The sequence below is a fragment of the Stenotrophomonas sp. 109824_Sma genome (assembly GCF_056480025.1).
The window spans coordinates 4702074-4725000 of record NZ_CM151078.1 but is presented as its reverse complement, the minus strand read 5'-3'; the positions used below and the strand labels follow the sequence as shown (position 1 = coordinate 4725000).

Below are 22927 nucleotides of genomic sequence, written 5' to 3'. Positions count from 1 at the left end.
GAACCTGGTGAACTGAAATATCTAAGTAACCAGAGGAAAAGAAATCAACCGAGATTCCGTAAGTAGCGACGAGCGAACGCGGACTAGCCCTTAAGCTGATTTGGTTCTAGGAAAACACTCTGGAAAGAGTGGCCATAGAAGGTGATAGCCCTGTATCTGAAAGGGCCATTTCAGTGAAGACGAGTAGGGCGGGGCACGTGAAACCCTGTCTGAACATGGGGGGACCATCCTCCAAGGCTAAATACTACTGACCGACCGATAGTGAACCAGTACCGTGAGGGAAAGGCGAAAAGAACCCCGGAGAGGGGAGTGAAATAGAACCTGAAACCGTGTGCGTACAAGCAGTAGGAGCTCCGCAAGGAGTGACTGCGTACCTTTTGTATAATGGGTCAGCGACTTACTGTTCGTGGCAAGCTTAACCGTATAGGGGAGGCGAAGGGAAACCGAGTCTGATAAGGGCGCATAGTCGCGGGCAGTAGACCCGAAACCGGGTGATCTAGTCATGCCCAGGGTGAAGGTGCGGTAACACGCACTGGAGGCCCGAACCCACTCCCGTTGCAAAGGTAGGGGATGAGGTGTGATTAGGAGTGAAAAGCTAATCGAACCCGGAGATAGCTGGTTCTCCTCGAAAGCTATTTAGGTAGCGCCTCATATGTATCCTCTCGGGGGTAGAGCACTGTTATGGCTAGGGGGTCATCGCGACTTACCAAACCATTGCAAACTCCGAATACCGAGACGGACTGTATGGGAGACACACGGCGGGTGCTAACGTCCGTCGTGAAAAGGGAAACAACCCAGACCCACAGCTAAGGTCCCAAATTCACTGCTAAGTGGAAAACCATGTGGAAAGGCACAGACAGCCAGGAGGTTGGCTTAGAAGCAGCCACCCTTTAAAGAAAGCGTAATAGCTCACTGGTCGAGTCGGTCTGCGGGGAAGATTTAACGGGGCTAAGCAGTGAACCGAAGCTTGGGGTGCATAACTTTGTTATGCGCGGTAGAGGAGCGTTCCGTAAGCCGTTGAAGGTGGATTGAGAAGTCTGCTGGAGGTATCGGAAGTGCGAATGCTGACATGAGTAACGATAATGCGGGTGAAAAACCCGCACGCCGAAAGCCCAAGGTTTCCTTGCGCAACGTTAATCGGCGCAGGGTGAGTCGGCCCCTAAGGCGAGGACGAAAGTCGTAGTCGATGGGAAGCAGGTTAATATTCCTGCACCTCGCGTAAGTGCGATGGAGGGACGGAGAAGGTTAGGTGTACCAGGCGTTGGTTGTCCTGGGGAAAGGCGGTAGGTTTGGATCTTTGGCAAATCCGGGATCCTTTAAGACCGAGCACCGAGACGAGCCTTTATGGCGAAGTCACTGATACCACGCTTCCAGGAAAAGCTCCTAAGCTTCAGCTTACGCAGACCGTACCGTAAACCGACACAGGTGGGTAGGATGAGAATTCTCAGGCGCTTGAGAGAACTCGGGTGAAGGAACTAGGCAACATGGCACCGTAACTTCGGGAGAAGGTGCACCCTTTTTGGTGGCTCGTGCGAGCTATAGCTGAAGAGGGTCGCAGTAACCAGGCCGCTGCGACTGTTTATCAAAAACACAGCACTCTGCAAACACGAAAGTGGACGTATAGGGTGTGACGCCTGCCCGGTGCTGGAAGGTTAATTGATGGGGTCAGCCGCAAGGCGAAGCTCTTGATCGAAGCCCCAGTAAACGGCGGCCGTAACTATAACGGTCCTAAGGTAGCGAAATTCCTTGTCGGGTAAGTTCCGACCTGCACGAATGGCGTAACGACAGCGGCGCTGTCTCCACCCGAGACTCAGTGAAATTGAAATCGCTGTGAAGATGCAGCGTTCCCGTGGCAAGACGGAAAGACCCCGTGAACCTTTACTATAGCTTTACACTGAACGTTGAGTTCGTCTGTGTAGGATAGGTGGGAGGCTATGAAACTGTGGCGCTAGCTGCAGCGGAGCCATCCTTGAAATACCACCCTGTCGTGCTTGACGTTCTAACCTGGGCCCATTATCTGGGTCGGGGACCGTGTATGGTGGGTAGTTTGACTGGGGCGGTCTCCTCCTAAAGAGTAACGGAGGAGCTCGAAGGTACGCTCAGCGCGGTCGGACATCGCGCACTGTGTGCAAAGGCATAAGCGTGCTTGACTGCAAGATCGACGGATCAAGCAGGTAGGAAACTAGGACTTAGTGATCCGGTGGTTCTGTATGGAAGGGCCATCGCTCAACGGATAAAAGGTACTCCGGGGATAACAGGCTGATACCGCCCAAGAGTTCATATCGACGGCGGTGTTTGGCACCTCGATGTCGGCTCATCACATCCTGGGGCTGTAGTCGGTCCCAAGGGTATGGCTGTTCGCCATTTAAAGTGGTACGCGAGCTGGGTTCAGAACGTCGTGAGACAGTTCGGTCCCTATCTGCCATGGGCGTTGGAGATTTGAGAGGGGCTGCTCCTAGTACGAGAGGACCGGAGTGGACGAACCTCTGGTGTTCCGGTTGTCACGCCAGTGGCATTGCCGGGTAGCTATGTTCGGAAGCGATAACCGCTGAAAGCATCTAAGCGGGAAGCGCGCCTCAAGATGAGATCTCCCGGGGCACAAGCCCCCTGAAGGAACCATGTAGACTACGTGGTTGATAGGTCAGGTGTGTAAGTACAGCAATGTATTGAGCTAACTGATACTAATGATCCGTGCGGCTTGACCATATAACCTCAAGTTGCCTTGGCTTTACGACAACGTCGTAAGAGCATCCAAGTGCACGCTACGTCACAAGAACTATGCGAGGCTGGCGCCTTGTCCATCGGGACGAGTGCGACTCTCCAAAAGCCTCCCTGGTGAAATTAGCGCTGTGGAACCACCCGATCCCATCCCGAACTCGGAAGTGAAACGCAGCTGCGCCGATGGTAGTGTGGCTCAAGCCATGCGAGAGTAGGTCATCGCCAGGGTTTACACCCAAAACCCCGCTGCTCACGCAGCGGGGTTTTTCTTTGTGCGCAGAAAATGCGGGTAGTGCCGGCCGCTGGCCGGCACCTCCGTGGCTGCACACCGGCCGGTAGATCCACGCCATGCGTGGATATTCTCCGCGGGCAGCCACAGCGCCAACCAAGGTTGGTGTCTACCGAGGGCATGCGGACCCACAGTAGATCCACGCTGTGCGTGAATGGGCTGTCCCTGCGAAGAGAGCGGTGCCAACCCCGGCAGCGGGTCAGACAGTGCGCGTCGCTGTGATTGCCGGCCAGCGTCCGGCACTACCGGTAGATCCACGCGGTGCGTGGATGCGGCGCCAACCAGGGTGGGCCGCTACTCATGGCAGGTCCGGAAGCGGCTTTTTCCTGACCCATCACGCAAAAGCGGGCAAAAAAAAACGGCGCCCTGCGGGCGCCGTCATGATCACGATCGAATTGCAGGCCCGGATCAGGCAGCCCGCGAGACCTCGTGCGGTTCCTGCTGGCGGAACACCGACACCGCTTCGGTAAGCGTACCCGCCTGCGATTGCAGTTCGCGTGCGGCCGCGGTGGCTTCCTCCACCAGCGCGGCATTCTGCTGTGTGGCCTGATCCATCTGCACCACGGTCTGGTTGATCTGCTCGATGCCGACCGACTGCTCCTGCGAGGCCGCCGAGATCTCGTGCATCAGGTGGCTGACATTCTCCACGCCCCCGACAATTCCCTGCATCCGCTGGCCCGCGTCGGCCACCAGCTGGGCGCCTTCGCCCACCTGGCGCCCGGCTTCGTCGATCAGCTTCTTGATTTCCTGCGCGGCGGCGGCCGAACGCTGCGCCAGCACACGCACCTCGCTGGCCACCACGGCGAAGCCACGGCCCTGCTCGCCGGCGCGGGCGGCTTCCACCGCTGCGTTCAACGCCAGGATATTGGTCTGGAAGGCGATGCCGTCGATCACGCCGGTGATATCGCCGATGCGCTTCGATGCACCTTCAATTGCCTGCATGGTATCGACCACGCGCTGCATGGCGACGTTGCCGTCACTGGCGGCGGCCTGCGTGGTGACCGCCAGCTGGCTGGCCTCGCGTGCATGGGCAGCGTTCTGGCGCACGGTGGCGGTCAGCTCCTCCATCGAGGCGGCGGTTTCCTGCAGGTGCGCCGCTTGGCGCTCGCTGCGCTCGGACAGCGCGCCATTGCCCGCAGCGATTTCGCTTGCAGCGGTGCTGATCGAGGATGCGCACTGCTGGATGCGGCCGACCATGCGCGCCAGCTGGCCGGCGGTGGCGTTGGCATCGCGCTGGATTGCAGCGAAGGCGCCGTGATACTCGCCGTGCATGCGTCGATCGAGATCGCCGTTGGCCAGCGCCGAGAGCATCTGCCGCACTTCGTCGACCGTACTGCCCAACGTATCCAGCAACTGGTTGATGCCACCGGTCAGCCCATCAAGGAAGCTGGCGCCTTCGGTTGCCTGCAGACGCTGGTCGAGGTTGCCGGCGGCGGCGGCCGCGACGATGCCGGCGACGGCGTTCTCCAGCGCGAGCTCATGGGTACGGTCATGCCACTCCACGGCGAAGCCCAGGCGCAGGCCCTGAGCGTCGAAGACCGGAGTAACCACCTGGGCGAAGTGCACCGGGCCGATCTGGACCTTGCCGTTGTGGGTGACCTGCAGGCCATTGAGGATGGCGCGGATGCGGTCCGGGTTGGCGTGGAAGCGATGGATGCTGCTGCCCACCAGGCGCTCGGCATCGAAATCGGGGAAGGCCTGGCGCAGCGTCGCCTGCTGGTTGCGCAGCAGGGCCACCACCGAGCGGTTCACGTAGCGGATCACGTGGTCGTTGTCGGCAATCATCATCGCGGTGCGTGAGGCATCGAGGGCCTGGCGGATCTGCGCGTTCTCGGCGTGTGCCTCCGCTTCGCGTCCACGCTGGGCCTGCACATGGCGTGCGGTGTCGGCCAGCGCATGGGCCAGCGAACCCGGTGCGTAGGCGCTGGTGTCGGCATGTGCACCAAGATCGGCGCCGGTGGCGATGTCGCGCGCCAGTGCGGCCAGCCGGCGGGGGCCGTGGCCGAGTGCTTCGGTCTGCTGGCGGAGCCGCAGTGCGACCTGGCCAAGGAACAGGGTCAGGCCGGCGAGCATCGCGGCCTGCAACAGTGTCGGCCCCACCGCGGCACCCGCCTGCAGCGGCGCCAGCAGTGCGAGCGTGCCGATGCTGCCGGCCAGCCACACCGGAAGGCGATCGCGATGGCCCAGCAGCACGCCCAGCAGCAGGGCGATCGGCAATGCCGGCGACAGGCCGGCGATCGCGCACAACAGGGACAGCTGCAGCGACAACAGGATCGCCAGGCCGTTGCGCGCGATCCCGCGGCCTGCCAGCGGACCAGCCAGCCACGAGGCGGGCAACAGCGCGCCTGCGGTCAACGCGGCGGCCACACCGTGCGGACCGCGCAGGGCCAGCACCAGGCCAGTCACGGCCAGCGCGGCGCTGCCGATCAGCAGTCGGCGGTCGGCGCCGCGGGCGAGCTGCTGCAGGTGCGACAGGCGGGCGGTATCGGGGGGACGGGCGGATGCAATGGACATCGGAGGCTCCTGGATCAGCAGACGACAACGAGCACGCCGCAACGCACGCAGCAGGGCGTGACCAGGGCGGGTGCCGGGAATTCGAGGGATGCGGCGCGATCAGCGACGCGGAGACGGGACACCGTGGCCACATCCTGTGGGTGACGGTGCAGCAGAGCGGGCATGCGGACTTCCTTGCAGAACCAGACACATGCCGCAGGACCGACCGGGCCCGCGTGCAGCGGGCGCAGGGGCCCGCAACTGATGTATCGGCCGCAGACGCGCGGAGTGAAGCGCGCGGGCGCCTGCGCTCAGCCGGCGTTGTCGTTGCTGAAGAAGTGCAGGATCACGTCTGCGATCTGTTCCGGGTCTTCCATGTGCAGGTGATGGTTGCCGGGAAACACGGCCAGCCGTCCATCCCGCAGGTGCTGCAGGCGATCGCTGCGCATCGGCTCGGGATAATACGACTGCGCCGGCGTGGCATAGATCACCTGTGTCGGGCAGGCGATGGCCTGCAGCAGGTTGTCGATCTGGCCTTCACTGAGGCGGATCGCGGTGGGCAGCATCAGGCGCGGATCACTGCACCAGCGATAGCCGCCTTCGATCGGTTCCACGCCGCGCTCGACCAGCAGCCGTGCGCACGGTTCGCTGAGCTGGTTGGTCATCATCCGTGCGCGGATCGGCGCGGCCAGGTCGGGGAACACGCGCAGCTGCTTGCGCGCCAACGCACGGGTGGCGTTCACATGCTCGCGCAGGCGATGGGCGGTTTCTTCCTCCGGGCCGCGCAGGCCGCCGAGTGCTTCGATCGCCACCAGGCGCTCGACGCGGTCGCTGACCGAGGCGGTGAGGCTGGCGATGCCGGCGCCCATCGAATGGCCGAGCAAACTGAAGCGCTCCCAGCCCAGCGCGTCGGCGACGTCGAGTACGTGGCAGATCGCGGCCGCCGTGGTGTAGCTGGCACCGGCCGGCAGATGCGCGCTGTGGCCATGGCCGGGCAGGTCGATCGCCACCAGCTGCAGCGACGACAGGTGCGGGGCCAGCGGTACGAAGCTGGCGGCATTGTCGAGCCAGCCATGCAGGGCCAGCACGCGCGGGCCCTCGCTGCTGTTGCGCAGGCCGGCGACGCGGGTGCCGCCGACCTCGAGTTCAAAGGGCTGCAGACTCATGCCAGCGAGGCCACGGCCAGTCGCGCCAAGGCGCGCGCGTGTTCCGGTTCGGCATTGAGGCAGGGGATGTAGCGCATCGTCGCGCCACGTTCGGCCAGCGTTTCGGTGAAGCCCATCGCGACTTCTTCCAGCGTTTCCAGGCAATCGGTAGCGAAGCCGGGGCAGACCACGTCGATCTGCTTCACGCCGGATTCGGCCAGGGCCCACAGGCTCGGCTCAGCGTAAGGCTGCAGCCAGCGCTCGCGGCCGAAGCGCGACTGGTAACCCATCTGCCAGTCGTCCTTGCCCAGGCCCAGCGCGTTGGCGATGGCCTGCGCGCTGGCCTCGCAGCGCTGCGGATACGGATCACCCGCGTCGGCCAGGCGCTGCGGGATGCCGTGGAAGGAGAACATCAGCGTCTGGCCGCGACCGTGCTGCTCCCAGTAGCGCCGGATCGAGCCGGCAACCGCTTCGACCCAGCCCGGGTCGATCGAGTAGTCGCGCACCAGGCTGACGGTCACGCCTGGATTGCGGCGCTGCCAGGCGTCGACGCGGTCTTCGACCGAGGCGGTGGTGGTGGTCGAGTACTGCGGGTACAGCGGCAGCACCACGATGCGGCGTGCGCCTTCGGCGGCGAGGCGGTCGAGCTCGCTGGCCAGGGCCGGTTCGCCGTAGCGCATCGCGTGGCGCACCTTCAGGGTCGGCAGCAGGGCCTGCATGGCCTGCGCCAGCTGCCGGGTATGGACCATCAGCGGTGAGCCATCCGGCAGCCAGACCTGGGCGTACTTGGCCGCCGAACGGCCGCTGCGCAGCGGCAGGATCAGCCCGCGCAGCAGCGGCTGCCACAGCAGCGCCGGGATCGAGACCACGCGGGGGTCGGACAGGAATTCGGCCAGGTAACGGCGTACGGCGGGGGCCGTCGGCGTCTCGGGCGTGCCTAGGTTGACCGCCAGCACGGCGGTATCGGGTGCGTCGAGCATGGTGTGCATTGTCGCCGATCCGGTGCCGCGCCGGGATGCAGGGTTCGGATTGCGGGCATAGCGCGCATCAATGTGAGCAGGGAACGCTCATTGGCGATTCATGACAACACTACTAATTTCAGTCACTTGCTATATCTTCCTATGGACTGACTTCTGGAGCCTGCCATGCGTCGCCCGATCCAAGCCCTGCTGATCGCCGCCAGCCTGCTGTCCAGCCAGGCCATGGCCGGACCGCAGGAAGACCAGCGCGCCCGCAATGCCGTGCGCGTGCTGGCTGAAATCCAGGAAATCCCTGAACAGGGGATTCCGGACAAGTTGCTCGACGAAGGCCGCGCGGTCATCGTCATTCCCGACACGATCAAGGCCGGTCTGGTCATTGGTGGTCGTCGCGGCCACGGCCTGATGTCGGTGCGCATGCCCAATGGCGCGTGGTCCAGCCCGGTATTCGTCAAGCTGACCGGTGGCAGCATCGGCTTCCAGGCCGGCGTCCAGTCTTCGGACGTGGTGCTGGTGTTCCGCAACGACCGCAGCCTGGACAACCTGGTCAACGGCAAGTTCACGCTGGGCGCCGATGCCGGCGTTGCCGCCGGTCCGGTCGGCCGCAATGCCGCCGCCGCCACCGACGGCCAGCTGAAGGCCGAGATCTGGTCCTGGTCGCGCGCCCGCGGCCTGTTCGCCGGTGTTGCGCTGGATGGCGCGGTGCTGCAGATCGACGATGCCGCCAACCTTGACGCCTACGGCAGCAACACCACGCCGCGCATGATCTTCGAAGGTCGCGCCGTCGGGTCGCCGTCGATGGACGTGGTCGCCTTCCGTGATCGCCTGGAAGAGGCCACCTACGCCGCCCGCAACAACCGCAACGGCAACGGTGGCAACGCGCCGCGCCCGGCGCCGGCCCCGCCTGCCGCTCCTGCGCCTGCGCCTGTTCAGGCAGCGCCGGCGGCCCCGGCCGAAGCCACCACCGCGCCGCTGCAGAACGTCCCGCAGAACCCGCCGCCGCAGCAGCAGGGCTTCCAGCCGGTCAACGACGGCGAAATCCGCACGGAAACGCTGGGCGGAAACTGACTTTCGTCACGCGCGCCGGCTAACAGCCGGTGCGCTATGCTCGACAGCCTGATCACTAACGTAACGAGCGTCTTTATGGGCAGTTTCAGCATCTGGCATTGGTTGGTCGTGCTGGCCATCGTCCTGCTGGTGTTCGGCACCAAGCGCCTGACCAGTGGCGCCAAGGACCTCGGTTCGGCGGTCAAGGAATTCAAGAAGGGCATGCGCGACGACGACAAGCCGAACGCGCAGCTGGGCGACGAGTCGCGCAGCCAGGACGCCTCGCGCACCGCGCAGGACGAGCACGACCGCACCCCTCGCTGATCCGGAGCGGTCGCGGTGTTTGATATCGGCTTCAGCGAACTGCTGGTGATCGCCGTGGTCGCCTTGGTGGTGCTCGGTCCCGAGCGCCTGCCCAAGGCGGCCCGCTTTGCCGGCCTGTGGGTGCGTCGTGCCCGCAATCAATGGGATTCGGTGAAACAGGAACTGGAGCGCGAACTGCAGGCCGAGGAGATCAAGCGGCAGATGCAGGACGTGCGCCAGGGCATGCAGGACACCGAGAACCAGCTGCGCGCCAGCGGCGAAGCGATCCGTCGCGAAGCGCAGGAAGCGCAGCAGCAGGGCGATACGCTGGCGCAGGAGGTGCGCGCACCGGCGCCCGCGGAGCTGCCGCCGCATATGAGCGGCCTGCCCCATGCTGATGCACCGGTACAGGAGAGCGTTGCTCCCGAGCCGACGCCGGCGACAACCCCTGAAGCCGGTGCACCGCCGCCGCAGAGCACGGAGCGCCAGCCATGAGTGAACAGGATTTCGGCGAAAGCTCGCTGGTCGAGCATCTGGTCGAACTGCGCGGCCGTCTGGTGCGCGCACTGCTGGGCCTGGGCGTGGTGCTGCTGGCGCTGCTGCCGTTTACCCAGAAGCTGTACAACGCGCTGGCCGAACCGCTGGTCTCGCAGCTGCCGAACGGGCAGACGATGATCGCGACCAATCCGGCCGGTGCCTTCTTCGCGCCGTTGAAGCTGACCTTCTTCGTTGCCCTGTTCGTGGCGGTGCCGTGGCTGCTGTACCAGCTGTGGGCCTTCGTCGCGCCCGGTCTGTATGCGCGTGAGAAGCGCCTGGCGGTGCCGCTGCTGGTGTCGTCGGTACTGCTGTTCTACACCGGCTGCGCCTTCGCCTACTTCCTGGTGCTGCCGGCGGTGTTCCACTTCCTGACCACCTTCAGCCCGGACGTGATCGCGATCACCCCGGATGCGAATGCCTACCTGGATTTCGTGCTGGCGATCTTCTTCGCCTTCGGTGGCAGTTTCGAACTGCCGGTGGCGATGGTGATCCTCGTGCTGCTGGGCTGGGTGACGCCGCAGCAGTTCAAGGAAGGCCGCGGCTACGCGATCGTCGGCATCTTCGTGCTGGCAGCGGTGCTGACCCCGCCGGATGTGGTCTCGCAGTTGATGCTGGCGATCCCGATGTGCCTGCTCTACGAGCTGGGCATCCACGCCGCACGCTGGCTGGTGCCGTCGTCGGTAGTGAAGAAGCCCGCCGCCTGAAAGAAAAAAAAGGGGACGGAGGGGATTAAGTCGTTAGCTGCACACACTGGGCATAAACGACTTAATCCCCTCCGTCCCCTTTTTCCGTCAGGCGTGGAAGATGTCGCTTGAGGTCGGGGTGGTCGGGATCGGCGGGGCGGCGCGGCTGCCGCGGTGCACGAACATCTGTTTCCACGCGGCGTAGACCGCGCCGACATACAGCGGCATCAGCACCGTGGTCAGCACCAGCTGCGCGATGAAGGCCGCGGCCAGCGGGCCACCGATCAGCATCGCGATCTGGATCACGATCACGAACAGGATGTAGATGCAGAACGCGGCGATCAGGCCGAGCACGGCGAACACGATCATCGCGCCGATGTTCTCGATGCAGCCCTGCAGGCTCAGGCGCAGCGCGTGCATGCCGCTCTGCTTGTCGAACACCACCAGCGCCGGCTGGGTGAACATCGCCAGCGACAGCGCAACCGCGCTCAGGAACACCAGCAGCATCCACAGTGCAATGCGCTTGGCCGGCAGGTTGGCCACCAGCGCGGCGGCATCATCCGGCTTGATCTGCTGGCCACTGCGGCTGATCTCTTCCATCTTGGTCATGACCTCGCTGAAGGCGGTGAAGCCCTCGCGGCCGATCATCATGAACAACAGCGCGCCCAGCAGCAGGACCGCCAGTACCTGGATCGCCAGCGGTACCAGCAGGTGGCTGACGCGGTGGTCGCGGATCGGCTGCAGCAGGTGCGAGGCCAGGCCCGGGCGGCCTTCGTCGATCTCACCCACGGCGTACAGCATGCCGCCGAACATGATCGGCGAGATGGCCAGGGTCATCAGTTGTACAGCCATGCCGGCGGCGCCGGGAATCAGCGTCGACAACAGGGTGACCACCCAGCTCACCAGCAGCCAGGTCAGACCGATCCGGGCCAGCTGCAGCGGCGCACGCCGATACAGCGAGAACGTATCCAGCAACCACTGGGCGCCCGCCGAGGCCGGCAGCTTGCGAATCTCTTTCATGGACATCCGGGAAGGACAGGAGGGGGCCGGGCGGTTGCCCGTGGCGCCGATTATCCCTGTTTTGCCGCCGGCTGGGCTGAAGACAGCCGCGCCTGGCGGACGAAGCGGCGCAGCAGCTGGCGGGCCAGCGGTGCGGCGCTGACCGCGCGCTCGATGCTGCGGGCGCAGCCGCCGTGGCGGCCGATGCAGTCGGCGCGGGCACGCACGTAGCCGCGCATGTGGTGAGTGGCGAATTCGGGATGGAACTGTACGCCCCAGGCCTGGCGCCCCCAACGGAAGGCGTGGCAGCCGTCCAGCGGCGAGCGTGCCAGCACTTCGGCACCGTCGGGCGCGCGCAGCACAGTCTGCAGGTGGGTGGCGTGGGCGGCGAAGTGCTGGGGCAGGCCCTGGAACAGCGGGTCCTGCGCGGCCTGCGGCTGCAGTTCCAGTTCGATCGTGCCGGACTCGCGCCCGGCCGGGTTGTAGGCCACCTCGCCACCCAGCGCGTGCGCCAGCAGCTGGTGGCCGTAGCAGATGCCGAACACGGGCAGGTCGGCGTGGGCGGTCTGGCGCAGCCATGCGGCGCTGCGTTCACTCCATTCGGCGTGGTCGGTGACGAAGGCGGCCGAGCCAGTCACCAGCACGCCAGCGAAGGCATGCGGGTCGGGCAGGGCATCTCCGTGTTCGACATCGACCACCACCGTCTCGTGCTCTTCCAGCCCGGCGGCGACGCGGATCCAATGCGGGAAGCGCCCATAGCGGCGCAGTGACGGCACCGGTCGGCCGGTTTCAAGGATCAGGAACGGGGCTGGGTTCATCCGGGGGCGGCAGGACTGACAGGACTTCCTCGATTGTAGTCAGCCCCTGCGCCACCTTTTCAAGCCCGGCCTGGCGCAGGGTTCGCAGCCCTTCAGCCCGCGCGGCGCGGGTGAAGCCGGCCAGATCCATGTCGGCGCGGATCTGCCCGCGCAGGCGCGAGCCCAATGGCAGCAACTCATACAGGCCGATGCGGCCGAGGAATCCGGTGCGCCGGCACTCCAGGCAGCCGACCGGCCGACAGGGCGTGGCGGCATCTGGATATGCGGCATGGCTATCAGCCAGCACCGCCCAATCGGCGGCGCCGAGGCTGTGTGGCTGCTTGCAGTGCGGGCACAGCGTGCGCACCAGGCGCTGGGCAAGGATGCCGTTGAGGGTGCTGGCCAGCAGGTAGTGCGGCACGCCCAGGTCGAGCAGGCGGGTGACCGCCGACGGCGCGTCGTTGGTATGCAGGGTGGACAGCACCAGGTGGCCGGTCAGCGACGCCTGCACCGCCATCTGCGCGGTCTCCAGGTCGCGGATCTCACCGATCATGATGATGTCCGGGTCCTGCCGCAGCAGGGTGCGCACGCCGCTGGCGAAGTCCAGGTCGATGTTGGCCTGCACCTGCATCTGGTTGAACTCGGGCGCGATCATCTCGATCGGGTCCTCCACCGTGCAGACGTTCACGTCCGGCGTGGCCAGCCGCTTCAGCGTCGAGTACAGGGTGGTGGTCTTGCCCGAACCGGTCGGGCCGGTGACCAGCACGATGCCATGCGGGCGCTCGACCAGCGCATTCCAGCCGGCGGCCTCCTGCGGGCTGAAACCGAGCTGGTCGATGCTCTTGAAGGCGGCATCGGGGTCGAAGATGCGCATCACGCACTTCTCGCCGAAGGCGGTGGGCATGGTCGACAGGCGCATCTCGACTTCGCGGCCGCCCGGCGAGCGGGTCTTGATGCGGCCGTCCTGCGGGCGCCGGCGCTCGGCCAGATCCATGCGGCCGAGCACCTTGATGCGGCTGACCACGGCGGTCATCACTGCCGGTGGCACTTCGAACACCTTGTGCAGCACGCCGTCGATGCGGAAGCGCATGCGTCCCATCTCGCGGCGAGGTTCCAGGTGGATGTCCGAGGCGCGCTGCTCGTAGGCGTACTGCAGCAGCCAGTCGACGATGTGCACGATGTGCTGGTCGTCGGCGTTGACGTCGCCGGTGCGGCCCAGCTCGACCAGCTGCTCGAAGCTGGGCAGGGTGGTGTTGGCCTCGCCACGGACGTCGCCGCGGGCGCCACGCACCGAGCGGGTCACCCCGTAGAACTCCATGGTGTAGCGGTGCAGGTCCAGCGGGTTGACCACCGCCAGCTCGATGCGGCGGCGGGTCAGGTGCTGCAGGTCGCGGCGCCATTCCTGTACCAGCGGCTCACTGGTGGCCACCAGCACGCGCTCGGCATCCACTGCCAGCGGCAGGAAGCGGTGGCGGCGGGCATAGGCGTGGGAGACCAGCGCGGTGACGGCCGCGACGTCGACCCGGGTCGGATCGATGCGCAGGTAGCGGCTGCCGGTCCGCCGGGCCAGCCATTCGGTCAGGCGCTCCAGGGTCAGCTCGCCACCGTCGCGGGCGGCCAGCTTGAGGTTGGACAGCAGCACCAGCGGATGCACTTCACTGGCATTGCGCGCGCCCTGCGCGGAAAACCGCATGCGCTCGCCCTCGTGCTCGGCGACCAGGCCGTCGGCCAGCAGCGCCGCACCGACCTGTTCGAAATGCAGGCGGCCCCACGGCAGCGGGACGCCGCCTGGCTCGCCGGGCGTGCCCACCGGCAGCCGATGTTCCATCTGCCTGCTCCTCCCGGGTACGGAATGCCCCGCAGGTCGGCCGTTATACTAGCGCACCCCCTTGCCGGCCAAGACTCGTACGCATGTCCGCGACCCCGACCGTTCCGATCACCTTCCAGGGCCTGATCCAGACCCTGAACCAGTTCTGGGCCCAGCAGGGCTGCGTGCTCATCCAGCCGCTCGACCTGGAGGTGGGCGCCGGTACCTTCCACCCGGCCACCTTCCTGCGTGCGATCGGTCCGGAAAGCTGGAACGCGGCCTACGTGCAGCCGTCGCGCCGCCCGACCGATGGCCGCTACGGCGAGAACCCGAACCGCCTGCAGCGCTACTACCAGTACCAGGTGGCGATGAAGCCGGCGCCGGACAACATCCAGCAGCTGTACCTGGATTCGCTGAAGGCCCTGGGCATCGATCCGCTGGTGCACGACCTGCGCTTCGTCGAGGACAACTGGGAATCGCCGACGCTGGGCGCCTGGGGCCTGGGCTGGGAAGTCTGGCTCAACGGCATGGAAGTGACCCAGTTCACCTACTTCCAGCAGGCCGGTGGCCTGGAGTGCCGCCCGGTGCTGGGCGAGATCACCTATGGTCTCGAGCGCCTGTGCATGTACCTGCAGAACTGCGACAACGTCTACGACCTGGTCTGGACCTACGGCCCGGACGGCCAGCCGGTGACCTACGGCGACGTCTACCACCAGAACGAGGTGGAGCAGAGCACCTACAACTTCGAATACGCCGACGTCGAAGAAATGTTCCACCGCTTCGACGCCTGCGAGCGTGAAGCGCAGAAGCTGGTGGAAGTGAACCTGCCGCTGCCGGCCTACGAGCAGGTGATGAAGGCCAGCCATACCTTCAACCTGCTCGATGCGCGCCGCGCGATCAGCGTGACCGAGCGCCAGCGCTACATCCTGCGCGTGCGCGCGCTGGCCCAGGCGGTGGCCAAGGCGTACTACGAGCAGCGCGAGAAGCTGGGCTTCCCGGGCGCGAAGAAGGCCTGACCGCCTTCCTGCACCGACCCGCTTTTCACCCACTACCCGGGGCGCCGGACGCGTTGCGCGCTGCGCCCCCACCACAGGATCGAACCGATGAGCCAATTGTCCCCCCTGCTGATCGAACTGGGCACCGAGGAGCTGCCGGTCAAGGCGCTGCCGGGCCTGGCCCAGGCGTTCTTCGACGGTGTCGTCGAAGGCCTGCGCAAGCGCGGCGTCGCGCTGGAACTGGGCGATGCGCGCCCGTTGTCGACCCCGCGCCGCCTGGCCGTGCTGCTGCCGGGCGTCGGCCTGGAGCAGCCGGAACAGCACAGCGAAGTGCTGGGCCCGTACCTGAACATCGCGCTGGACGCCGAAGGCCAGCCGACCAAGGCCCTGCAGGGCTTCGCCGCCAAGGCCGGGATCGACTGGACCGCGCTGGAGAAGACCACCGACAACAAGGGTGAGCGCTTCGTGCACCGCGCGGTGACCCCGGGTGCGAGTACTGCCAGCCTGCTGCCGGAAATCCTGCGCGAGGCGATTGCGGCGATGCCGATTCCCAAGCCGATGCGCTGGGGCGACCATGCCTGGGGCTTTGCGCGCCCGGCGCACTGGCTGGTGCTGCTGCACGGTGCCAACGTGGTCGAGGCCGAGCTGTTCGGCCTGCAGGCCGGCCGTGTCAGCCGCGGCCATCGTTTCCACCACGACCAGGCCGTGTCGCTGGCACAGCCGCAGGACTACGTTGAAGCCCTGCGCGCCGCGTTCGTGCTGGTCGACCCGAGCGAGCGCCGCGCGCGCATCGTCGCCGAGGTCGAGGCCGCTGCGGCCAAGGCTGGCGGCAGCGCCCGCATCACCGACGACAACCTGGAGCAGGTGGTGAACCTGGTCGAGTGGCCGTCGGCGGTGCTGTGCAGCTTCGAACGCGCGTTCCTGGCGGTACCGCAGGAAGCGCTGATCGAGACGATGGAGATCAACCAGAAATTCTTCCCGGTGCTGGATGACAGCGGCACGCTGACCGAGAAGTTCATCGGTATCGCCAACATCGAATCGAAGGACGTGGCCGAAGTGGCCAAGGGCTACGAACGCGTGATCCGCCCGCGCTTCGCCGATGCCAAGTTCTTCTTCGACGAGGACCTGAAGCAGGGCCTGGTGTCGATGGGCGAAGGCCTGAAGACGGTGACCTACCAGGCCAAGCTGGGCAGCGTGGCCGACAAGGTGGCGCGCGTGGCCGCCCTGGCCGAAGTGATCGCACCCCAGGTGGGCGCCGACGCTGCGCAGGCGCGGCGTGCCGCCGAACTGGCCAAGAACGACCTGCAATCGCGCATGGTCAACGAATTCCCGGAACTGCAGGGCATCGCCGGCCGCCACTACGCCGTGGCCGGTGGCGAATCGGCCGATGTGGCGCTGGCCATCGACGAGGCCTACCAGCCACGCTTCGGCGGTGACGACATCGCGCTGTCGCCGCTGGGCAAGGTGCTGGCGATTGCTGAACGCGTCGACACGCTGGCCGGTGGTTTCGCCGCAGGCCTGAAGCCGACCGGCAACAAGGACCCGTTCGCCCTGCGCCGCAATGCGCTGGGCCTGGCCCGCACGATCATCGAGAGCGGCTTCGAGCTGGACCTGCGCGCGCTGCTGGCCAGCGCCAACGCCAACCTGGCCGTGCGCAACGTGCAGGCTGATGTCGGCGAGCTGTACGACTTCATCCTCGACCGCCTGAAGGGCTACTACAGCGACAAGGGCGTGCCGGCCACGCACTTCAACGCCGTGGCCGAGCTGAAGCCGGCCTCGCTGTACGACTTCGACCGCCGCCTTGACGCAATTGGCACGTTTGCCGCGTTGCCGGAAGCCGAAGCACTGGCTGCGGCCAACAAGCGCATCCGCAACATCCTGCGCAAGGCCGAGGGCGACATTCCGGCCCAGATCGATCCGGCGCTGCTGCAGGAAGATGCCGAACGCGCGCTGGCCGAAGCGGTCACCGCGGCCATCGACGACACCGGCGCCAGCCTGCAGCACAAGGACTACGTGGCCGTGCTGGCACGCCTGGCGCGCCTGCGCCCGCAGGTCGACGCGTTCTTCGATGGCGTGATGGTCAATGCGGAAGATCCGGCACTGCGTGGCAATCGCCTTGCGCTGCTGACGATGCTGGGTGAGCGGCTGGGCAAGGTCGCGGCGATCGAGCATCTGTCGAGCTGATGCCCGTACCGGTAGTGCCGGCCGCTGGCCGGCATTGCCACCGCGCATCGGATCGATCTGTGGGTTGCCGGCCAGCGGCCGGCACTACCGGATCACCGCCGGCGGATGTCCATCGGGGTCATCGCCGGCATCGGGTACGATGCCGGCATCCTCGCCTGCGATCACGATGATCGCCACAAAGGCGCGTATTTTGACCGCAACTTAACAACCGATCCCCAATGACGTGATGCATTTCGCATCGTCACCTTCGGTCGGTATGCTGTGCCGCATGCAGCCAAAGAAATACGCCCTGCCGCTGATGGTCCTGTCGCTGGCCGCCACCTCCGTGGTCCACGCGCGCGGCACCATCGACAAGGTGGACATCAAGGGATTGGACAAGGGCGACGACGCCGCAATCATCGAGAACATCCAGGAATCGCTGTCGCTGTACGACACGATCGGCAAGGAACAGGGCGAATCGCGCCTGGAGTACCTGCTGTCCCAGGCCGAGCGGCAGACCCGCCAGGCACTGGAACCGTTCGGCTACTACAACCCGGTGATCAAGGTCGAGGCGCCGCGCGAGGACGAGCACGTCCGCGTGCTGATCCATGTCGACAAGGGCACCCCGGTGACCGTGCGCCGCGAGCACATCGACATCACCGGCCCGGCGATGTACGACCAGTACCTGCAGGATGACCTGGCCGCGTTCAAGCCGCGCAAGGGCCAGCGCTTCGAGCACACCCAGTACGAAGCCAGCAAGATCACCATCACCCGGCGCCTGGCCGAGCGCGGTTACTTCGATGCCGACTACACCCAGCGCCAGGTGCAGATCACCCGCGCCGACAATGCCGCCGACATCGACCTGACCTGGGACAGCGGCCGCCGCTACAACATGGGCCCGGTGCGCTTCGAACAGGACTACTTCGTCGACAAGCTGTTCGATCCGCTGGTGTACTGGGACCAGGGCAGCTACTACCACGAGGGCAAGCTGGACCGCCTGCGGCAGTCGCTGACCAAGCTGGACTACTTCAGTGTGATCGACATCCAGCCGCGCCCGGACCAGGCCGACGAGAACGGCGACGTGCCGGTGGACGTGAAGCTGACCCGGGCCAAGCGCACGATCTACACCGCCGGCCTGAGCTACGGCAGCGAGAGCGGCCCGGGTGTGCGCGGTGGCATCGAGCGGCGGTTCCTGAACAACCGCGGCCACAAGATGAACACGCAGCTGGACTATGCGCAGAAGCGCAAGAGCCTGGTCACCAGCTACCGCATCCCGGCCTTCAACTGGCTCGATGGCTGGTACACCTTCGCTGCCAGTGCGTACGACGAGCAGACCGACTACATCGACCTGCGCAACTTCAAACTGATCGCCAGCCGCAGCGGCGAGATCAACGAGCACTGGACCGCGATCGCCTCGGTCAACGCACTGCGCGAGCGCTGGCGTTATGCCTCCGGCACCGAGTTCACCGACGCGGTCTACAACACCTCGACGCTGGTGTACCCGCAGATGGTTGCCGACTACGTCAACGTCGACGACGAGATGTTCCCACGCAAGGGCATCAGCGGCACTGCGACGATGCGTGCCGGTGTCGAAGGCGCCGGCTCGGATACCAGCTTCGTGCAGGCCAACGCGGTGTTGCGCTGGTACATCCCGGTGGGTGAAAGCAATCGCCTGATCCTGCGCGGCGAGGGTGGCACCACCTGGACCAGCGATCTGGTGGCAATGCCGCCCAGCCTGCGCTACTTCGCCGGTGGTGACCGCAGCATCCGCGGCTATGCCTACCGCGAGGTCGGCCCGCGCACGCCGGCACCGGACAAGTACGCGCTGGGCGCCAAGAACCTGGTGATCGGCTCGGCCGAATACGAGCACTATTTCAATGGCGGCCCCTGGGGCGCGGCGGTGTTCGTCGATACCGGCAGCGCCTTCGACAACACCATCGACCTTCATACCGGCGTTGGCTTCGGCGTGCGCTGGAAATCGCCGGTGGGCCCGGTGCGCATCGACGTGGCGCATGGCCTGAACAACCCGGATTCGCAGTTCCAGCTGTACCTGAACATCGGAGCGGACCTGTGAGCACGCCCGCACCGACCACGAACACGCCGCCGCCGCGCGTGCGCTTCTATCGCCGCCGCCGCTTCTGGGCGTGGTCCGGCGCCGGCGTGATCGGCCTGGTACTGCTGGCCCTGCTGGCGGTGTACTGGCTGCTGCAGACCGTGGCCGGCCGCGATGTGCTGCTGGCACAGGTGGTAGCGCGGCTGCCGGTGGGCGCCAGCTTCACCTGGGACAAGGTGGACGGCCCGGTGGCCGGTCCGCTGACCCTGTACAACGTCGACTTCCGCTACGACGACATCCACTTCCACGCCGAGCGTGCGCACCTGGAGCCGGACCTGCGCCCGCTGCTGGGCCGCAAGCTGCTGCTGGACAAGCTGGAGCTGACCAATGCGACGTTGAACCTGGCCAAGAGTGACGAGCCGTTCAAGCTGCCGTCGTGGCCTGATTCGCTGCCGCAGATCGAAATGCCGCTGGCGATCCAGGCCGATGCCATCGCCATCGACGGTTTCCGCATCAGCCAGGCCAACGAGCCGGTGATCGACATCAGCCGCGTACGTGGCGGCATCGAGATCGCCAACGGTGAGTTCCAGGCGCACAAACTGGTCGTGGACAGCGACATGGGCAATTTCACCGCCCAGGGCCGCTACATCCCGGCCAAGGACTACGACACCGACGTGACGGTGACGGCAGTGCTGCCGGCGCCGCGTGGCCGTACCGCCGCGACGCTTGGACTGGTCGCCCGTGGTGACCTGTCGCACATGGAAGTAGCGGTGGCCGGGCGTGCGCCGAAGCCGCTGCACGCGATGCTGGTGTTCGATGGCCGCACCGACCCGAGCTGGAGCGCCAGCGTGCGCAGCGACGAGCTGGATCTGGCGCTGCTGTCGCCGGCATTGGCCAGCTCGGCGATCGCGCCGCTGGCATTGGACTTCACCGCCGCCGGCAAGGGCGGCAACGCCAACCTGCGCGGCAAGGTGAAGCAGGGTGATCAGGAACTGGAGCTGGCACCGTCGGTGGTGTCGCTGCAGGACCAGGTGCTGAAGGTTTCACCGCTGCTGGTGAAGGGCCTCGGTGGCGAAGCCCGCCTGGAGGGCACCGCTGATTTCAGCCAGGAAGACCAGCAGAAGCTCAACTTCTCGGTGGTCGCGCGGGACCTGACCTATGTGCCGGCGCCCGATCCGAACACCGCCGGCAGCGCACCGGTGCCGGTGACCCTGAAGGAAGCTCGCTTCGGCCTGGCTGGCACGTTGAAGGCCTGGGCCGCGATCGGCCGCGCCGAGGTGGAACGTGATGCACAGAAGGCGCAGCTGCGCTTCGACGTGCGCGGCAACGACCAGGCCGCGTCGATCCACCAGCTGCAGGCGCAGACACCGGGTGGGCAGCTGCAGGTGGAAGGCCAGGTGGCCTGGGCGCCGCAGCTGGACTGGGACGCCAAGGCCACGCTGAAGGACTTCGACCCCGGCTATTTCGTGCCGGGCTGGAACGGCCGCCTGTCCGGCAACCTGGCCTCCAAGGGACGCCAGCTGCCACCGCCGGCCAATGCCGCACCGGGCACCGCCGGAACGCTGGAAGCCACGGTGGACCTGCCGTCGCTGAAGGGCATGCTGCGCCAGCGCAACCTCGACGCACAGGGCAAGTTCGCGCTGCAGGGCGCGCAGGGCCAGGGCGACCTGAAACTGTCGCTGGGCAGCAGCCGGGTGACCGCGTCGGGCAAGGTCGGTGACCGCCTCGACATTGATGCGCGTTTCGAGCCGCTGCAGCTGAGTGACCTGCTGCCGGGCGCCGATGGTGGCCTGCGCGGCCAGGTGCAGGTGAAGGGCCCGCGCGATGCGCCGGACATCACCGCCGACCTGGTCGGCAACAACCTCAACTGGGACGGCTACGGCGCCGAGAGCGTGAGCATCAAGGGCCACCTGCCGTGGCGCGGTGACAGCGGCACGCTGGCGGTGCAGGGCCAGCAGGTCAACGCCGGCATGCTGCTGGAACGCTTGAATGTGGATGCGCAGGGCAGTGTCTCCAACCTGCGCCTGGCGGCGCAGACCCGCAACGAGATGGGCGCGATCGAGCTGCAGGGCAGCGTGCGCCAGCAGGGTGCGCAGTGGCGTGGCGAGCTGGCATCGCTGCGCATCGCACCGGTGAAGGGCGACGCCTGGTCGCTGCGTGCACCAGCGGCGTTCGCGATCAACGGCGGCACCTACACGCTGTCCGAAGCCTGCCTGGCCGCCGCCAGCAGCGGTGCACTGTGTGCACAGGCGAACTGGCCGCGCGAGGGCCTGGTGGTGCGCAGTGATGCGTTGCCGCTGGCGCTGGTGCAGCCGTGGTTGCCGCCGCAGTCCGGCCGCCGCATCTACCTGCGCGGCGATGTCAGTCTGGACGCGCAGATCCGCCCGCGCGGCAACGCCTGGGAAGGCCATGTGGAAGTGCGCTCGAAGGAAGGTGGCGTGCGCCTGGGTGAGAACCGCAATGCCGTGGGGGACACCACCCGTGGCGAGCTGGTGCGCTACGACCAGTTCTCGCTGAAGCTGGACATGACCCCGGCCAGCATCAAGGGCTACCTGGGCATGGGCTTCCAGGGCAACGGCTTCGTCGACGCCAGGATGCAGACCGGCTGGGAAGCCAGTGCGCCGCTGAACGGTGAGCTTTACCTCAACATGTCGCGGCTGTACTGGCTGGAGCTGTTCTCGCCGGACATCGTGCGACCGACCGGCCTGATCGAAGGCCACGTCAGCCTGCGCGGTACGCGTGGCCAGCCGTCGCTGGGTGGTGACGCGCAGCTGAGCAACTTCAAGGGTGAATTCCCGGCACTGGGCCTGACCTTCGATCAGGGCAAGGGCAGCTTCGTGGCCCAGCCCGACGGTTCGGCCAAGATCACCGCGCAGGCCAACTCCGGCCAGGGCACGTTGTACGTGGATGGTGGCCTGTCGTGGTTCGGCGATGCACAGCCGCTGCAGCTGAAGATCCACGGCGAGAACGTGCTGCTGTCCAACACCAGCGAACTGCGCATCGTCGCCAATCCCAACCTCGACTTCACCCTGGCCAAGGCCGCGATGGAACTGCGTGGCACCGTGCACGTGCCCGAGGCCGACATCGACCTGGAGCGCCTGGACCGTGGCACCTCGGTGTCCGAAGACGTGGTGGTGCTCGACCCGGCCGATCCGGAAGAGTCGCGCACCTCGCCGCTGGACATGGACCTGACGGTCAGCCTCGGTGACAAGGTGAAGATGACCGGCTTCGGCCTGAAGGGTGCACTGACCGGCAAGATGCAGGTCTGGGCCAAGCCCGGCCGCGAGATGACCGCCAATGGCGGGCTGGAAGTGAGTGGTCGCTACAAGGCGTATGGGCAGGACCTGACCATCACCCGCGGCAACCTCACCTGGAACTACAACGCGGTGTCCGACCCGCGCATCAACATCCGTGCCGAGCGCCGGATTGGCGATGTCACCGCCGGCATCGACGTGACCGGGCGTGCGCAGCAGCCGCGTGCGGACGTGTGGTCCGATCCGGCGATGTCGCAGTCCGAAGCGCTGGCCTATCTGGTGCTCGGCCGCAGCCTGACCGGTGCCAGCAGCGACCAGACCCAGCAGGTCAACGCGGCCTCGGCGGCACTCTCTGCAGGCAGTGGCCTGCTGGCCTCGCAGCTGGGTGCCAAGCTGGGCCTGGACGATGCCGGCGTGAGCCAGTCGCGCGCGCTGGGTGGCTCGGTGATCGGCGTCGGCAAGTACATTTCGCCCAAGCTGTACGTCGGCTACGGCGTGTCGCTGGTCGGTGCCGGTTCGGTGATCACGCTGAAGTACCTGCTGCGTCGCGGCTTCGACGTGGAAGTGGAATCGAGCACGGTGGAAAACCGTGGGTCGATCAACTGGCGGCGGGAGAAGTAGAGCTACGCCATGCGTGGAGGTGGCAGCGACGCCGGGCGTCGCTCCA

General features: G+C 66.1%; 14 protein-coding genes and 2 rRNA genes (1 of these 16 running past the window's edge). 10 read left to right on the top strand and 6 right to left on the bottom strand.

Going from position 1 to position 22927, the window contains the following annotated elements; translation table 11 throughout:
- Positions 1-2706, top strand: a 23S ribosomal RNA gene (locus tag ACZK1G_RS22105); it begins 174 nt to the left of the window's first position.
- Between the two features lie 125 nt (positions 2707-2831).
- Positions 2832-2946, top strand: a 5S ribosomal RNA gene (rrf, locus tag ACZK1G_RS22100).
- 469 nt (positions 2947-3415) lie between these two features.
- On the opposite strand, the gene ACZK1G_RS22095 is transcribed toward rrf, so the two are convergent.
- From ACZK1G_RS22095 to hemH, 3 genes are all read right to left on the bottom strand, one after another.
- Positions 3416-5521 (bottom strand): methyl-accepting chemotaxis protein, encoded by a 2106-nt coding sequence (locus ACZK1G_RS22095; protein ID WP_101766333.1) that lies wholly within the window; start codon positions 5519-5521, stop codon positions 3416-3418.
- A gap of 290 nt (positions 5522-5811) precedes the next feature.
- A complete protein-coding gene (locus ACZK1G_RS22090; protein WP_049446887.1) occupies positions 5812-6666 on the bottom strand; it encodes an alpha/beta fold hydrolase in 855 nt (284 codons plus the stop codon).
- Positions 6663-7625: a ferrochelatase gene (hemH, locus tag ACZK1G_RS22085; RefSeq protein WP_101766460.1), complete on the bottom strand. Its 963-nt coding sequence runs from the start codon at positions 7623-7625 to the stop codon at positions 6663-6665. The genes ACZK1G_RS22090 and hemH overlap by 4 nt, the downstream gene beginning before the upstream one ends.
- Before the next feature lie 165 nt (positions 7626-7790).
- On the opposite strand from hemH, the gene ACZK1G_RS22080 reads away from it, so the two are divergent.
- The 4 genes from ACZK1G_RS22080 to tatC all read left to right on the top strand — a co-directional run bounded on the left by ACZK1G_RS22080 (position 7791) and on the right by tatC (position 10213).
- Positions 7791-8690, top strand: a complete 900-nt coding sequence (locus ACZK1G_RS22080; protein WP_101766332.1) for a lipid-binding SYLF domain-containing protein — start codon at positions 7791-7793, stop codon at positions 8688-8690.
- Positions 8691-8765: 75 nt separating this feature from the next.
- Entirely contained in the window at positions 8766-8993 is a 228-nt protein-coding gene (tatA, locus tag ACZK1G_RS22075) for a Sec-independent protein translocase subunit TatA (protein ID WP_014648907.1), read from the top strand.
- A 15-nt stretch (positions 8994-9008) separates the two neighbouring features.
- Positions 9009-9467 carry a Sec-independent protein translocase protein TatB gene (tatB, locus tag ACZK1G_RS22070; RefSeq protein WP_049446893.1) on the top strand — a complete coding sequence of 153 codons (459 nt, stop codon included), beginning with the start codon at positions 9009-9011 and terminating at the stop codon, positions 9465-9467.
- On the top strand, positions 9464-10213 hold the full coding sequence (tatC, locus tag ACZK1G_RS22065) for a twin-arginine translocase subunit TatC (RefSeq protein WP_005411675.1): 750 nt from the start codon (positions 9464-9466) through the stop codon (positions 10211-10213). Before tatB ends, tatC begins: the two co-directional genes overlap by 4 nt.
- An 87-nt stretch (positions 10214-10300) precedes the next feature.
- Here the strand turns inward: tatC and ACZK1G_RS22060 are convergent, their stop codons facing one another.
- The 3 genes from ACZK1G_RS22060 to ACZK1G_RS22050 are packed head-to-tail and all read right to left on the bottom strand — an operon-like array spanning position 10301 to position 13816.
- Positions 10301-11212, bottom strand: coding sequence for a BPSS1780 family membrane protein (locus ACZK1G_RS22060; RefSeq protein WP_101766331.1), 912 nt, complete (start codon positions 11210-11212; stop codon positions 10301-10303).
- Between the two features lie 50 nt (positions 11213-11262).
- A complete protein-coding gene (locus ACZK1G_RS22055; RefSeq protein ID WP_014038989.1) occupies positions 11263-12009 on the bottom strand; it encodes a glutamine amidotransferase in 747 nt (248 codons plus the stop codon).
- Positions 11981-13816, bottom strand: coding sequence for a GspE/PulE family protein (locus ACZK1G_RS22050; RefSeq protein WP_101766330.1), 1836 nt, complete (start codon positions 13814-13816; stop codon positions 11981-11983). Before ACZK1G_RS22050 ends, ACZK1G_RS22055 begins: the two co-directional genes overlap by 29 nt.
- Positions 13817-13899: 83 nt before the next feature.
- On the opposite strand from ACZK1G_RS22050, the gene glyQ reads away from it, so the two are divergent.
- The 4 genes from glyQ to ACZK1G_RS22030 all read left to right on the top strand — a co-directional run bounded on the left by glyQ (position 13900) and on the right by ACZK1G_RS22030 (position 22881).
- Positions 13900-14811 carry a glycine--tRNA ligase subunit alpha gene (gene glyQ, locus ACZK1G_RS22045; RefSeq protein ID WP_006403404.1) on the top strand — a complete coding sequence of 304 codons (912 nt, stop codon included), beginning with the start codon at positions 13900-13902 and terminating at the stop codon, positions 14809-14811.
- Positions 14812-14898: 87 nt separating this feature from the next.
- Positions 14899-16974 carry a glycine--tRNA ligase subunit beta gene (gene glyS, locus ACZK1G_RS22040; RefSeq protein ID WP_101766329.1) on the top strand — a complete coding sequence of 692 codons (2076 nt, stop codon included), beginning with the start codon at positions 14899-14901 and terminating at the stop codon, positions 16972-16974.
- Positions 16975-17230: 256 nt separating this feature from the next.
- Complete coding sequence (locus ACZK1G_RS22035; protein ID WP_083663084.1) at positions 17231-19027, top strand: autotransporter assembly complex protein TamA; 1797 nt, start codon at positions 17231-17233, stop codon at positions 19025-19027.
- Positions 19024-22881, top strand: coding sequence for a translocation/assembly module TamB domain-containing protein (locus ACZK1G_RS22030; RefSeq protein ID WP_101766328.1), 3858 nt, complete (start codon positions 19024-19026; stop codon positions 22879-22881). The genes ACZK1G_RS22035 and ACZK1G_RS22030 overlap by 4 nt, the downstream gene beginning before the upstream one ends.
- The last annotated feature ends 46 nt before the right edge of the window (positions 22882-22927 follow it).